Origin of the sequence: Amycolatopsis sp. WAC 01376, from assembly GCF_003947415.1 — a bacterium.
Classification (GTDB): domain Bacteria; phylum Actinomycetota; class Actinomycetes; order Mycobacteriales; family Pseudonocardiaceae; genus Amycolatopsis.
The window spans coordinates 160,502-173,101 of sequence record NZ_QHKL01000001.1 but is presented as its reverse complement, the minus strand read 5'-3'; the positions used below and the strand labels follow the sequence as shown (position 1 = coordinate 173,101).

The window sequence follows — 12,600 nt, the reverse complement described above, 5'->3', positions numbered from 1 at the left end:
TGCCTGATCGCGTCTGTCTTTAGGCTTGCTTGAAGCGTCAGAAACGTGACGTTGCTGGGGTAGGCTGAAGCCACGTAGAGCCGTGTAGAAGGTCCGTGGAGGTCCCGCCGAATGCGCCAGCAGCCGCATAGACTGCCCAACGCCCCTCTGGTTGAGGCGCTTGTTGAGCTCAGGTGGGCGCTCAAACCCGGGCCGAACGGTGGGCAGATCGACCCGGCACACCCCCTGTACGTCGGGAACTTATTTCAGGCAATTCGCGAGAATTATCCTTTTCAGGAAAGGTTGCCGGTGGCGGAGGTGCCGGATGAAATGGCGCCGTACAACGCAAAGCACCGCTTCCGGGCGAGTGCTGACGGGTGGCCGTTAGTGCAAGCCGGTCCTGGTATTGTGTCGTACAACGCGACTTCCGATTATGACTGGGATAAGTTTCGCGCGAGCGCCATTGATCTGAAAGGCCATCTTGACGCGGCTTACGCTGCTGTTACGAGTGATGCTAGCCCACCCGACTATCGACATCTTCAGCTTCGCTATATCAGTGCCATAAAGTTGGAGTCTGGCATTGACCCCCTGGGGTTTCTGCGAGAGAGGTTGGGAACTCAAATAACCTTGCCTGGTCCAGTGGTCGCATCGGCTGCTGGCCCGTCTGTTGCGACGTCAGTTCAGGTATCTTACCCACTCGCTTTCAATGGTTCCATTGGAACAGTGAAGCTTGGTTTGGGCGCTAAGGATGAACGCCCTGCAATGATCCTCGATATTTCTGTAACTGCCAGCGTTGAAGGTGTCTCGGGCAAAGATCTGGACTTTTCCGATTGGCTCTCGAAGGCGCATGAGGCTTCCGAGGAATGGTTCTTCTCGTTCGTTGAGGGTTCGTTGTTGCGCGAATTTGAGGGGGGAAGTGACCATGCGGACAGAACTTGAGATGCCGAGTGTGGGTGGAGGTTTTGGCGCTGAATCAGTTTTTTGCGAACCGCTAGTTGATCAATTATTCACGCGGGAATCCGCGTCGCTAATTGGCAGTGATAGCCGAGCTAGGCGCTTCCCCGTCGTGGCGGCGGTTGTCATTGCGTCGGCGCTAGCAACTTCACCTTACGTGCGGGAGCCAGATTTTCGGCCCCTTGCTGGTCACACGTCTAACCTCGCGTTTGCTCCTGACGTCCACGAGATTGCCAGCTTTGTTACCAGGCAGGCTGAAATCGACAGCTTACGGGAGGATAACATTGATGCATCGAATCGTACGTTATCGTTTCAAGAGGCGCAGCAGGTAGCGATTAAGATAATGAAGGATGCTGAGGCTCGCAGGTTGGCTCTTGCGGAGCGTGAGGCTCGGGCGTTTAGCGAGTACGAAGTCTAGGGGACGCGCACGTGATATACGATGCAGTTCAGGATTCGGAGCCCATTAGGCAAGGTGACATCTTTATTTCCCTGCCAAGGGTTGATCTGGATCTGGGGAGCTTGCTAGTTGCTGGCGAGCGTGGGGCAGAACTGCATAATTGGGCTGATATTGAGGCTGGCGGCGACGGAGTGTCACTCCTGCTGCAAGCTCGACCAGTGGCGGCCATCGTTATTAGTCAAGATTGCGACGCTGGGCGCGCAGAAGATGTTTCGCTGTGTGAAATTCGACCGTTTCATTCGGTGGAAAGGCGTGCTGCGGATCAGGCTGACAAGCCTAAAAAATGGGTCTCGCTCGTAACTCAGCATGCGAGGATGAACCAAAAGTGGTTCTACCTTCCTCGGGATGACAATTATCGAATCACTGAGCGAATGGCGGTGGACTTTCGAGTTGTCCTCCAACTTGGGGTTCGGGGGTTGGAATCGGTCCGCGCCTCGAACCGAGTAGGTCGTTTGAATAACGTCGCGGGCGAGCATTTCCGTGAGCGTCTTGCTGAATTTTTTCGACGTTATGCATATGATGAGTGGTATCCACTGGAGCGCGATGAGTTTGCGCACTATGTGGCTACGCATCAGGCAGAAGACGTGCAGCCATTCCCTTGGCAAAATCAGCAGTAGGTCCAACGTGTAGGCCTAGGGGCAAGGCTGCTTACGTAGTAACCGGCTGGTTTGTAGGCCCGACCAGTCGGGACACAGTCTCTCTAAGCTGCTGAGGATCTACGCGAAGTGTCTCGACTGGGGGTAAGCAGTACCTGAACAGCGAAGCTGCGGGTGACTCCGAGACGGTGAATGGAGTACCGAACGGCTTGAAGAACAGTTTTGGTTGACGGTGTCGTAGTGCATCTGCGCCAAATACGCCCCAAAGCTAGCTGGCATGACGGCAAAACCGCAGATCAGGGCGCCCTTGAGGACTTCTCTGTAAATCAGACGGCACAGCCTTCGGGGGTTCGAATCCCTCACTCGCCACACCAAAGCGGCCTCGTGACCAAGTCACGGGGCCGCTTTTGTCGTGTCCGGACGCTTCTCGGGATCGACATCACATCGAGTTAGTAGTTAGTAACCAGTAACTTAGTGACCATGGCTGACCGGTTGAGTCCAGCGTTGGTGGGCACGGCGTTGGCGGGGGCGGTGATCGGCAGTGTCGGGGCGCCCCTGATCACTCCGGTCGCCACCGGGATGCACGTGTCCTTGGACACCGCACAGTGGACCTTGACGGTGACGCTGTTCAGCGGCGCGATCGCGGGACCGGTGCTGGGCAGGCTCGGCAGCGGCCCGTATCGCCGCGCCACGATCCTGGTCACCCTGGCCATGGTCGTGGTGGGTGGGCTGCTGACGGTGCTCCCGCTTCCGTACGCGGCGCTGGTGATCGGGCGCGGCTTACAGGGGCTCGGGGTCGCTGTCGGGGCGTTGTTGATGAGCGTCGCCCGCTCGCACCTGCCGCCCGAGCGTTCGACATCGACGATCGCCGCGTTGTCGGTCGCCTCGACCGTGGGCATCGGGGTCGGCTATCCGGTGATCAGCCTTCTCGACCAACTCGCGGGGCTGCGTGCCGCCTACGGGTTCGGATTCCTCCTGTCCGTCGTCGCGTTGGTCATCGCCTGGCGGACGCTGCCCGCTGAGGCGCCGGGTGAGCCACCCCGGATCGACGTCACGGGCGCGGTGCTCCTCGCGCTCGGCACTCTCGGGATCCTGCTGGTCATCGCCGAATCCACGATCTGGTCGACCCCATGGCTGGCCGCCGGACTTCTCGCTGGTTCCGCCGCGGTCCTGGCGGTGTGGGCCTTCATCGAACTGCGCACCGCGGTGCCGTTGGTGAACCTTCGGTTGCTCGGCCAAGGGCCCCTCTTGCGCGCGAACCTGGCGATACTCGTGGCAGGCGCCGGTTTGTACCTGCTGTTCAGCCTGTTCACCCGCTACGTGCAGACCCCCGAAGACGCCCACTACGGATTCGCGCTTCCCGGTGTCGCCGCGGGAGCGGCCCTGATCCCGTTCTCGCTGCTCGGGTTCGCCGCGGGAAAAGCGGTGCCGCGCCTCATCGCGCGCGTCACCGAGCGCTGGACGTACGCGGTCTCGATCGTGATCGCCGCGGCCAGCGCCCTGCTGTTCGCGGCCGGCAACCAGTCGCTCGCTCTCGTCCTCGTGGCGATCGCCCTGCTCGGCTTCGCCGTCGGAGGTGTCTTCGCGGTGATGCCCAAGCTCGTTCTCGTCGGTGTGCCACCAGAAGAAACGGCGAGCGTGCTTTCGATCAACCAGATCGCCCGCAGCATCGGCATGGCCGTGGGCAGCGCACTCGCCGGGTTGCTGCTCGCCGCGGCCACCCCGGACGGCGCGTTGCTCCCCACGCAGAACGGCTACCTCGCCACGGCACTGTGGGCGCTGCCCCCACTCGCCGTCAGCGCGCTGATCATCGCCACGAACAGGTCTCCGCGAACGTCCTGACCCGTCAGTGCGGTGCACGCTCCCAGACCGACACGTGTTTGGTGCTCTCGGCGGTGAATTCCGAACGATCCCAGTCCGCCCAGCGGTGCTTCAGGCGCATCCCGGCGATGCGTGCCATGAGGTCCATCTCGGCGGGCCAGGCATACCGGAAGGGGATACGGCGGAACCGTCCCCGCCCGTCCGGTGTCACGGTGACGTGGTTCGACGTGAACTCCTGGGTGACCACGTCGTACTGGTCGAACCCGACATAGCCGGATGCCATCGCGAACGGGACGATGTCCTGCCCGGGCGGCAGGCGGCGCAGCTCCGGCAGGCCCACCTCGACGACGAACAGCCCACCCGGCCGCAGATGCGCGGCCGCGTTGCGGAAGACGTCGACCTGCCCGTCCTGGGTGGTCACGTTGCCGATCGTGTTGAACACCAGGTAGGCCAACGAAAACTGACCGGCCACCCGCGTCTTCGTCATATCGCCGATCGTGACCTCGACGGCGTCGCCACCCGGCTTGTCCGCGATCCGCGCCGCCATCGCCCTGCTCAGTTCGATGCCGCGCACCGGCACACCGCGCGCGGCCAGCGGGATCGCGATCCGCCCGGTTCCGACGGCGAACTCGAGCACCGGGCCGTCGGCCAGGTCTTCGAGGACGTCCACCGCGGAGGTCACCACTTCGGGTGCGTTCGCGCCGCCCGGCGAGTCGTAGCCCGCGGCGACACTCTCGGGAAACCAGCCGTCCGCCGGATCGTCTTCCGTGTTCGTGTCATCGATCACGGTCGCCGACGCTACGCCCGCGACCGGGCGCTTCTCATCCCGTTTTTCCCGTCACCGGCCGCGATCCCGCCTTTGCGGCCACGCCGGATGGCTGTTCGGTTCGGCCAGGTCTTCGAGGTAGGTGTACTCGCTGAAGTCGTCGTCCGTCGTGGGTGCTCTGCGGGCGCGACGAGGTTCGGCCGGTGCCGTCTCCGACTCGAGGCCTGCGGCGACCTCGGCCAGCAGGGGCCACAGCTTCTCCTGCGCCCTGGGCACGAACAGCGCCTGCGCGATCGGGTGCTCGCAGTTCCCGGCGGCGACCTCCTCCCAGCTGAACTTGCCGTCCCGGACACAGTCCGCCGCCCGGGCCAGCCGCGGCGGGACGTCAGGCCGTTCCGCCGCGCGGCGGAACACCTCGGCCGTGAACTTCGACGCGTCGACCACGCGCGCCACCTCCGTCGTTCTCCCGTCGCCAAACCGGAGTACGACCCTACCCAGCGGCCGGTGAGCAGCGGAATTCCCGGTGAAGCGTCAGCTCGACGCGGCCCGGTACCGCAGCAGCACGATCCCGGAAGCGAACGGCCGCTCCTCCACCAGCCGAAGCTTCGGGACATCGGTGGCACCCTCGAACAACCGACGGCCTTCGCCGACCACGACGGGATAGACGAACAACCGGTACTCGTCGACGAGACCCTCGGCGATGAGCGCCCGCACCAGCGAGATGCTGCCGGTCGTCACGATGTCCTTGCCTTCGGCGGCCTTCAACCGCTCGATCTCCGAACGCAGCTCACCGGAGAGCACCGTCGTGTTCTCCCACTCCGGCTCCGTCAGCGTGCTCGAAACCACGTACTTGCTCACCGAGTCGAGATAAGCCGAAATGCCTGTCGTGTCATCGGTTTGCTTCGGCCAGTACCCGCGCATGTCTTCGAAGGTGACGCGTCCGAGGAGTAACGCGTCGGCGTTCTCACGTTGTTCGCGGAGTACGGCCAGCACATCCGACTGGTCGACGTCCGGATCGGTGTCGCCGGGGCTGAACCAGTCGCCCGCCAGTTCGATGACGCCGTCGATCGTGCTGTTCTCCGTGACGATCAGCTCTCGCATGAACCCGACCGTACCGCCGGCCACCGACAAGAATGGACCGATGACCGAGCCGCCTGCCCACGGATCCGTCGTCCTCCGCGAGTTCACCGAAGCCGACGTCCGGCTCGCCCACGAACTCGGGCAGGACCCGTACATCCCGCTCATCGGGAAGCTTCCCGCCCGGCCGACGCGTCAGGAAGCCGAAGTGTGGGTGCGACGGCAGCAAAGCGCTCGCGCCGAAGGCCAGGGCTTCGCCTTCGTGATCTCCGCGAACGAAACCGCCGTCGGCACGATCGGACTCTGGCTGCGCAAGCTGTCCGAAGGCATCGGGATCGTGGGCTACTCGATCTCGCCCGGACAACGGCGGCGCGGTTTCGCGACCGATGCGCTGAAAGCGATCACCCCGTTCGCCTGGACCGTCACTGGCATCGAGCGGATCGAGCTGTACATCGAGCCGTGGAACCGCGGCTCTGTCCGCGCGGCCGAGAAAGCGGGCTACCGGAACGAAGGACTGCTACCCGCCCATCACGAGATCGGCGGTGCCCTGCGGGACATGCTTCTCTACGCCTCGCCGTGAACCGCGCGCCTCGACGGGTACCAGGTCTCACCCGCGGGTTCGCCCGCCATGTTCCAGCTCCACGACACCTTCGGCGTGACGCGCGCGTAGATGCCCGGGCCGACGGCTCCCATTCGTTCGACCGGATCGGCGGCCTCGCCATAGACCCGGACGCCGCGGGCGATGAACGGGTCGAGTGAGACCAGGTCGTCGATGAGCAAGGCGACTTTGCGTTGCCCCGCTTGGATGTTGCGGAACTTCCGGGTCGCGAGGACCGACGCGCCCACGCCGCCGACCCAGAAATGCGTCCCGTCGAACTCGAACGCCAAGGGGACTACGTCGGGCTGTTCGCCGTCCTCGGACAGCGTCGCGAAGCGGGCCAAGGGTTGCGAGCGCAGGTATGCGATCTCTTCCTCTGTGAAAGCCATGACGCCATCCTCCTCGCTCAAGCCGTCAGAACCTGCGCGTGATTGAGCACCAGCATGTCGGTGACGAAGCAGACCGGCGTGCCGTCGGCCGCCCGCCCGATCCAGGTCGGATAGCTCCCGTCTCCCCAGCCGGCGGAAAACGCGATGATGTTGCCCTCGACGCCGTCCAGGGCGATGTCGACGTGGGGATCCGCCTCGGCGAACCTCTCGATGAGGTCGTCGTCCACCTCCTCGGGAAGGGCGGTGGCATCGGCGAAACAGCCTGTCCCGCTGTCCACGCCGTAGCCGTAGAACTCACCGTCCCCGAGGAAGAGCGGGTCCTGCCCCGGCCAGAGCGCGGCTTCCCACGTGGCGGCCGGAACGTCGGCGATGACGAGTTTGGCGGCGGCGACCCGTTCGTGGGTGGGTTCGTCGACGAACCGGATCACGACGAGCTCGACCCGGTATTCCCCTGGCGGCACGGTGACCGTGAACTGCCCGGTCTCCCGATCCAGGAAGGCCGGGTCCGAGGCGACGAGCCTCCCGCTGGGCATGCGCAGCTTCCCGGCGTCCCGAAGCTCGACCTCGACGACGCCATCGTCTTCGTTCAGCGAAAACCGCGTGCCCGCGGTGAACATCTGCTCCAGGGCGGAAGGACGCATCGGAACGGACGGCCGCCACGGGCGCTGGTCGACGGGGAGCGGCGGATCGGTTTTCGGAGCGTCCGGCGTTCGGAGGGTCAGCTGCCGCACATTCGTGAAAGGTTTCCAGTCGCCGAAGTCGGGCTTCGGCATGGTCAGCTCGGACACCGGCTTTTGCACGCGGCCATTGCTGGAACCGCCGCCGTAACCCTTGGGGGCCCGATACACCCAGCCCTCCCCGTCGGGCCCGAAGGACATTTCCACGCGGCCGGCGCTCTGTTCGTCGAACTCTTCCTGGTCATCGAGCTGATAGGTCCACTGCTCGATCTTCACGAGGAACAGGTCGCCGGTCTCGAGGACGCGGAACTCGTACAGACCGCGGCGCCTGCGCTGCCCATCGAACTGGACGGAGCGGGCGAATCGGTGCTTCCACGCGATTTCGAGCAGCATCAGCGGCACCTCGGTACCGGGGCGCACCAGCGCGACGGCGTACTGCTCTCCGGCGGCGTCGCGTTCCCGCGCGGTGCCGGGCGAAAGCCTCCCGGTCAACGCGCGGGCGGCCGGATCCCAGCCTTCGCAGTAGACGACGTCCAGCAAGGTCCCCTCAGACATGAGGGAAACCTAGTGGGTATCCCCGACAAAACTCACGCCTTCTCACGGATCGCGTAGTCGCCGAAGGCCGGTTCCAACAGTTCGAAAGCCCGCTTGGTCGCCTTCGTGAGCGCCTTGGCGATCTCCTCGTTGCTCTCACCGGCGTGCGAGCGCCGGAGGGCCTCGCGGAAGAGGACGCGGTCGATCGCGTTGAGTTCGGCGGCCGCCATGATCGGCGTGACGTCGTCCGCGTCGGCCCCGGTCTCGGTGGCGAGCAGTTCGGCGAGTGCCGCTTCCCGCAGTTCGTGCAGTTCACGCAGCCGCGCGGTCAGGGTCGGGCTCTCCAGCACCATCTTCGCGAAGACCGGCCCGGTGAAGCCGATCACGGGCGAGTGCTCCGCCACCGCGTCCAGGAAGGTACGCCGTAGCGCGGCCAGGGCCGATTCACCCGCCTTCCGGTCGCGGACGGCGTTCGCCAGCCCGTTCGTGAACTCTTCGTGCTGGTCGAGTGCCAGGTCCTCTTTGCGGGCGAAGTAGTTGGTGACGGTCTTCTTCGCGACTCTCGCCGCCGCGGCGATCTCCGCGATGGTCGTCTCCTCGAAGCCCTTCTCGATGAAGAGGAGCGTCGCCTGATCGGAGATCAGCTGCCGCGTCTCCTGCTTCTTGAGCTCTCGCAAACCCACGTCCGTGCTGGTCATGCGCGAAGTTTACCACCGTCGTAAAAATATCCTTGACTTCCTGTAGGTCGGATGTAAACTTACGTCCGTACTACCGCCCAGTGAGAGAAAGAGGCTCCTTGACTGCTCGAATCCCCCAAGGCAACGAAGGCACCAACCGCGCTCAGGCCCGCCGGAACGACCGCCGCCATCAGCAGCCGTTCCCCGGCCGCTCGATGCCGGTGCGCCGCTCGACCGGCGTCCCGCGCCGCCGGTCGTACTGACCGATCAGCTCATCCGATACCGCACTGCCGACCGAAGGGGATAGCCCATGAACGTCCTTGCCTCCACCGTCTCGCTGACCGTCGACGACGTCGCCGCCTCCAGCCGTTTCTTCACCGAGCACTTCGGCTTCACCGAGCAGATGGCCGCGGAGGGTTTCGTCTCCCTCGGGCACGAAACCGCGAAGGTGACCATCGTGCTGCTCCAGGCGGGCATCGAGGTCCTGCCGGAGAACCTGCGGCAGCAGCGCGCGTCCGGCGTGATCGTGGCCTTCACGGTCGAGAACCTCGAAGCCGAGGAGAAGCGCCTGCGCGGCGAAGGTGTCGAGATCACGTTGCCGCTGCGGGAAGAGCCTTGGGGGGAACGCCTCTTCATGGTCACCGACCCGAACGGCGTGCCCGTGGAACTCGTGGAATGGGTGCAGCAGTAGGGAAAACGTCCATCTTTCAGTGAAACGAAGCGGGGCTTGGTCCACAGTGGACCAAGCCCCGCTTTCCGTCGCCAGTCCTACTTCATCGTGGCGAGCTGGATGAGGTTGCCGCAGGTGTCGTCGAAGACGGCGGTGACCACCGGCCCCATGTCGACGGCGTCCTGCGTGAACTCGACGCCCAGCCCCTTGAGTCGTTCGACCTCGGCGTACACGTCGTCGACGGCGAACTGGGTGAACGGGATGCCGTCGCTCGCCAGCGCCTTTTTGAACGGCTTCGCCGCCGGGTGGCCGTCCGGCTCCAGCAGCAGTTCGACGCCGTCGGGGTCGGCGGGGGAGACCACGGTGAGCCAGCGGGCGTCGCCGGTGGGCACGTCGTGCTTCTTGGTGAACCCCAGCTTCTCGGTGTAGAAGGCGAGGGCCTTGGCCTGGTCGTCGACGAAGACGCTGGTGATGTTGATCCGGATCACGGGTTCGGTTCCTCTCGGTCGATGGGCCACCGCTCGACGATCGACCGCAGCGGGCTCGTGTCGAGATGGTGGAACTTGTAGCGGCCCTGCCGCCGGGTGTGCACCAGGCCCGCCTGTTCGAGCATCGCGAGATGCTGCGAGATGGCCTGCCTCGAAGAGCTCAGGCCATGTTTCATGGTCAGCCTGCCGCAGATCTCGAACAGGGTCTGACCGTCCTTTTCGGTCAGCTCGTCCAGGATTGCGCGCCGCGTCGCGTCGCCGATCGCCTTGAACAGGTCGCCGTCCACGACTCAGTTATAGGCAAGCCGTCACTTGCCTGTCAACTCGGCGGTCAGGAACCGAGGTAGCGCAGGATCGCCAGGACGCGCCGGCTGTAGCCGGCGGTACTGGCCAGTCCGAGCTTGTCGAAGATGGCGTTGACGTGCTTCTCGACGGCACTCAGCGACACGAACAGCGACTCGGCGATCCCGGGGTTCGTGTGGCCCTGCGCCATTTTCTCCAGCACTTCACGCTCCCGGACGGTCAGCTTCGCGAGCGGATCGGTGTGCGTGGTCCGCGCGAGCAGCCGCCGGACCACCTCCGGATCGAACGCCGCCCCACCCGCGGCGACCCGGTCGAGCGCCTCCAGGAATTCGCCCACCTGGGCGACCCTGTCCTTCAGCAGATAGCCGACGCGTTCGCCGTCGCCGGTGATCAGTTCGGCGGCGTAGCGCTTCTCGACGTACTGGGAGAGCACCAGGACGCCGATCTCCGGCCAGCGTTTCCGGATCTCGAGCGCCGCGCGAAGACCCTCGTCCGTATGGGTCGGCGGCATGCGGACGTCGGTGACGATCACGTCCGGCCGATACGCGGCCGTCGTCGAGAGGAGCGCGTCGCCGTCGCCGACCGACGCCACGACCTCGTGTCCCTCTTCGACCAGCAAGCGGACCAGCCCCTCGCGCAGCAGGGTCGAGTCCTCGGCGAGGATCACCCGCACGGCAGCACCGCCGTCACCACGGTCGGCCCGCCGAGTGGACTGTCCACAGTGAACTCACCGTCCGCGGCCGCGACGCGCATCGCGAGGCCGGAAAGCCCGCCGCCGGACTCCCGCGCCCCGCCCGTGCCGTCATCGGTGATCCGCACCCGCACCCTGTCCCCGTCCCGCTCGGCCTCGATGTCGATCCGCGTCGCCGCGGCGTGCTTGATCGTATTGGTGACCGCTTCGGACGCGACGAAGTAGACGACGGTCTCGATGGCCGCCGGTGGCCGTTCCGGCAGGTCGACCCGCAGGTGGACCGGCACCCCGGAGCGTTCCGCGAGCGCTTCCAGCGCTGGGTGCAGCCCGTCCGAGTCCAGCGCGATCGGATACACCCGCCACGAGACCTCTCGGAGGTCTTCGAGGGCGCGTTGGGATTCCTCGTGCGCCTGCCGCAGCAGCTCCGACGCGTGGCCCGGATCACCGGCGCGCCGCGCCCGGCCGAGCAGCATCCCCAGCGCGACGAGCCGCTGCTGGACGCCGTCGTGCAGGTCACGTTCGATCCGGCGGCGCTCGCCGTTGACCGCCTCGACCACCTCCGCCCGGCTGGTCGCGAGTTCGGAGACCCGGCGGCGCAGCTGTTCCTTCTTGCTGGGGCCGAAAAAGCTCATCGCCAGCTTCTGGTCCAGCGTCGCGGCACCGAGGAGTCCTTGCAAGGAAAGGAAAACGAGCAGTGCGCCGAAGAGTGACGTGGTGACCGGGTCGTACCAGTCGGCCGGGGCGTCGCCGCCGGGCGACCTGCCGTCGAGGAGCTGGTATCCGATGATCAGGCCGGATCCGGCGCCCAGCAGGATCAGGCCGAAGATCGCTGCGGTGAGCAACCCGATGACGCAACGCGGGACCAGGTAGGCCATCGCGCGGCGACCGGTGTAATCCGTCGCGTTCTCCACGCCGAAGTACTTCTCCAGCCGTTGCCGCTCCATTTCGGACAGTGCGCGGGCGCCCGAGAAGACGGGCGCCCGCAACGCGGGGACCACGAGCGCGATGCCGCCGAAGAGCAGGTAGAAGAACTCCGCGACCGCTGTCGTGGCGCCGATCGCCAGGCCGAGCGTGCCGCGGAGCATCTTGCGCAGGTAGCGGCGCATCGCTGCCGGAATGGGCATAGCGCCAGGTTAGCGGGGTATCCGAAGGTCGGTATTGCGGTTTTCCGCAGTGATTTATGCCGCTTCACCGCAGGGTGCGGAACCCGGGCAATTCGTACGTTCGTTGGTACCCGCAGACGACCACGAAAGGCCGCCATGAACCTCCTCCTCGCCGAAACCGCCAACGAATCGATGGGCGGCCTCGCCGGCTGGGCAGTGTCACTGATGGACTCACTGGGAGGTCCTGGTGCCGCGATCATCGTCGGACTGGACAACCTGTTCCCGCCGATCCCGAGCGAACTGGTGCTGCCGCTCGCCGGGTTCTCCGCGAGCCGGGGGACGTTCACCCTGGTGGAAGCGCTGGTGTGGACCACCTTCGGCTCGGTCGCCGGCGCGGTCATCGTGTACTACCTCGGCCTGCTGCTCGGCCGCGACCGCACGCGCCGCTGGATGGCGAAGATCCCGCTGGTCAAGACCTCGGACTTCGACAAGACCGAAGCCTGGTTCCAGAAGCACGGTGCCAAGGCGGTGTTCCTCGGCCGGATGGTGCCGATCTTCCGGAGCCTCATCTCCCTGCCCGCCGGGATCGAACGCATGCCGTTCTGGCGGTTCCTGGCGCTGACCACGCTGGGCAGCCTGATCTGGAACACCGGGTTCGTCCTGGCCGGTTACGGCCTCGGGGAGAGCTGGCACCTGGTCGAGGAGTACGCCGGGTTCTTCCAGTACTTCGTGATCGCCGCCGTCGCGATCGCGCTGACCCTCTTCGTGGTGACCCGGCTGCGTGAGAAGAACCGCACGAATGCCTGAGCCGGTGCGGGGG

At 65.3% G+C, this 12,600-nt stretch carries 17 protein-coding genes; 7 read left to right on the top strand and 10 right to left on the bottom strand.

Annotation, left to right across the window (positions count from 1 at the left end; translation table 11 throughout):
* Positions 1–111: 111 nt before the first annotated feature.
* From DMH03_RS00905 to DMH03_RS00895, 3 genes are all read left to right on the top strand, one after another.
* Complete coding sequence (locus tag DMH03_RS00905) at positions 112–918, top strand: TIGR04255 family protein (protein ID WP_125790123.1); 807 nt, start codon at positions 112–114, stop codon at positions 916–918.
* Positions 919–1,362: 444 nt separating this feature from the next.
* Entirely contained in the window at positions 1,363–2,007 is a 645-nt protein-coding gene (locus DMH03_RS00900; RefSeq protein ID WP_125790122.1) for a hypothetical protein, read from the top strand.
* Between the two features lie 459 nt (positions 2,008–2,466).
* The gene (locus DMH03_RS00895) at positions 2,467–3,828 is read left to right on the top strand and encodes an MFS transporter (RefSeq protein ID WP_125790121.1); all 1,362 of its coding nucleotides are present in this window, start codon (positions 2,467–2,469) and stop codon (positions 3,826–3,828) included.
* 4 nt (positions 3,829–3,832) lie between these two features.
* On the opposite strand, the gene DMH03_RS00890 is transcribed toward DMH03_RS00895, so the two are convergent.
* The 3 genes from DMH03_RS00890 to DMH03_RS00880 form a co-directional block, all read right to left on the bottom strand.
* The gene (locus tag DMH03_RS00890; RefSeq protein ID WP_125790120.1) at positions 3,833–4,594 is read right to left on the bottom strand and encodes a class I SAM-dependent methyltransferase; all 762 of its coding nucleotides are present in this window, start codon (positions 4,592–4,594) and stop codon (positions 3,833–3,835) included.
* 51 nt (positions 4,595–4,645) lie between these two features.
* Positions 4,646–5,017, bottom strand: coding sequence for a hypothetical protein (locus DMH03_RS00885; RefSeq protein ID WP_125790119.1), 372 nt, complete (start codon positions 5,015–5,017; stop codon positions 4,646–4,648).
* A gap of 87 nt (positions 5,018–5,104) precedes the next feature.
* A complete protein-coding gene (locus DMH03_RS00880; RefSeq protein ID WP_125790118.1) occupies positions 5,105–5,674 on the bottom strand; it encodes a dihydrofolate reductase family protein in 570 nt (189 codons plus the stop codon).
* 40 nt (positions 5,675–5,714) lie between these two features.
* On the opposite strand from DMH03_RS00880, the gene DMH03_RS00875 reads away from it, so the two are divergent.
* Positions 5,715–6,230 carry a GNAT family N-acetyltransferase gene (locus DMH03_RS00875; RefSeq protein WP_233611214.1) on the top strand — a complete coding sequence of 172 codons (516 nt, stop codon included), beginning with the start codon at positions 5,715–5,717 and terminating at the stop codon, positions 6,228–6,230.
* On the opposite strand, the gene DMH03_RS00870 is transcribed toward DMH03_RS00875, so the two are convergent.
* Genes DMH03_RS00870 through DMH03_RS00860 form a run of 3 tightly spaced genes read right to left on the bottom strand, consistent with a single transcriptional unit; the run spans position 6,215 to position 8,546 of the window.
* Positions 6,215–6,637: a PPOX class F420-dependent oxidoreductase gene (locus DMH03_RS00870; RefSeq protein ID WP_125790116.1), complete on the bottom strand. Its 423-nt coding sequence runs from the start codon at positions 6,635–6,637 to the stop codon at positions 6,215–6,217. The genes DMH03_RS00875 and DMH03_RS00870 overlap by 16 nt on opposite strands.
* Before the next feature lie 17 nt (positions 6,638–6,654).
* A complete protein-coding gene (locus DMH03_RS00865) occupies positions 6,655–7,869 on the bottom strand; it encodes a DUF4241 domain-containing protein (RefSeq protein ID WP_125790115.1) in 1,215 nt (404 codons plus the stop codon).
* A 32-nt stretch (positions 7,870–7,901) separates the two neighbouring features.
* A complete protein-coding gene (locus DMH03_RS00860; protein WP_125790114.1) occupies positions 7,902–8,546 on the bottom strand; it encodes a TetR/AcrR family transcriptional regulator in 645 nt (214 codons plus the stop codon).
* A 98-nt stretch (positions 8,547–8,644) separates the two neighbouring features.
* On the opposite strand from DMH03_RS00860, the gene DMH03_RS41995 reads away from it, so the two are divergent.
* Both DMH03_RS41995 and DMH03_RS00855 read left to right on the top strand, forming a co-directional pair.
* Positions 8,645–8,788, top strand: coding sequence for a hypothetical protein (locus tag DMH03_RS41995; RefSeq protein WP_158633055.1), 144 nt, complete (start codon positions 8,645–8,647; stop codon positions 8,786–8,788).
* A 47-nt stretch (positions 8,789–8,835) separates the two neighbouring features.
* Positions 8,836–9,216: a VOC family protein gene (locus DMH03_RS00855; protein WP_125790113.1), complete on the top strand. Its 381-nt coding sequence runs from the start codon at positions 8,836–8,838 to the stop codon at positions 9,214–9,216.
* Between the two features lie 77 nt (positions 9,217–9,293).
* Here the strand turns inward: DMH03_RS00855 and DMH03_RS00850 are convergent, their stop codons facing one another.
* The 4 genes from DMH03_RS00850 to DMH03_RS00835 are packed head-to-tail and all read right to left on the bottom strand — an operon-like array spanning position 9,294 to position 11,801.
* On the bottom strand, positions 9,294–9,683 hold the full coding sequence (locus tag DMH03_RS00850) for a VOC family protein (protein ID WP_125790112.1): 390 nt from the start codon (positions 9,681–9,683) through the stop codon (positions 9,294–9,296).
* Positions 9,680–9,970, bottom strand: coding sequence for a helix-turn-helix transcriptional regulator (locus DMH03_RS00845; protein WP_125788776.1), 291 nt, complete (start codon positions 9,968–9,970; stop codon positions 9,680–9,682). The genes DMH03_RS00850 and DMH03_RS00845 overlap by 4 nt, the downstream gene beginning before the upstream one ends.
* A gap of 44 nt (positions 9,971–10,014) precedes the next feature.
* Complete coding sequence (locus DMH03_RS00840; protein ID WP_125790111.1) at positions 10,015–10,659, bottom strand: response regulator transcription factor; 645 nt, start codon at positions 10,657–10,659, stop codon at positions 10,015–10,017.
* Entirely contained in the window at positions 10,650–11,801 is a 1,152-nt protein-coding gene (locus DMH03_RS00835) for a sensor histidine kinase (RefSeq protein WP_233611212.1), read from the bottom strand. Before DMH03_RS00835 ends, DMH03_RS00840 begins: the two co-directional genes overlap by 10 nt.
* Positions 11,802–11,936: 135 nt before the next feature.
* On the opposite strand from DMH03_RS00835, the gene DMH03_RS00830 reads away from it, so the two are divergent.
* Entirely contained in the window at positions 11,937–12,587 is a 651-nt protein-coding gene (locus tag DMH03_RS00830; protein ID WP_125790110.1) for a DedA family protein, read from the top strand.
* Positions 12,588–12,600: the final 13 nt, after the last annotated feature.

Bases quoted from the DNA above. Each gene is read 5' to 3' on its own strand.
- DMH03_RS00905 (WP_125790123.1), top strand. From the start codon at position 112: ATGCGCCAGCAGCCGCATAGACTGCCCAACGCCCCTCTGGTTGAGGCG.
- DMH03_RS00895 (WP_125790121.1), top strand. From the start codon at position 2,467: ATGGCTGACCGGTTGAGTCCAGCGTTGGTGGGCACGGCGTTGGCGGGG.
- DMH03_RS00880 (WP_125790118.1), bottom strand. From the start codon at position 5,674: ATGCGAGAGCTGATCGTCACGGAGAACAGCACGATCGACGGCGTCATC.
- DMH03_RS00875 (WP_233611214.1), top strand. From the start codon at position 5,715: ATGACCGAGCCGCCTGCCCACGGATCCGTCGTCCTCCGCGAGTTCACC.
- DMH03_RS00870 (WP_125790116.1), bottom strand. From the start codon at position 6,637: ATGGCTTTCACAGAGGAAGAGATCGCATACCTGCGCTCGCAACCCTTG.
- DMH03_RS00865 (WP_125790115.1), bottom strand. From the start codon at position 7,869: ATGTCTGAGGGGACCTTGCTGGACGTCGTCTACTGCGAAGGCTGGGAT.
- DMH03_RS00860 (WP_125790114.1), bottom strand. From the start codon at position 8,546: ATGACCAGCACGGACGTGGGTTTGCGAGAGCTCAAGAAGCAGGAGACG.
- DMH03_RS00855 (WP_125790113.1), top strand. From the start codon at position 8,836: ATGAACGTCCTTGCCTCCACCGTCTCGCTGACCGTCGACGACGTCGCC.
- DMH03_RS00835 (WP_233611212.1), bottom strand. From the start codon at position 11,801: ATGCCCATTCCGGCAGCGATGCGCCGCTACCTGCGCAAGATGCTCCGC.
- DMH03_RS00830 (WP_125790110.1), top strand. From the start codon at position 11,937: ATGAACCTCCTCCTCGCCGAAACCGCCAACGAATCGATGGGCGGCCTC.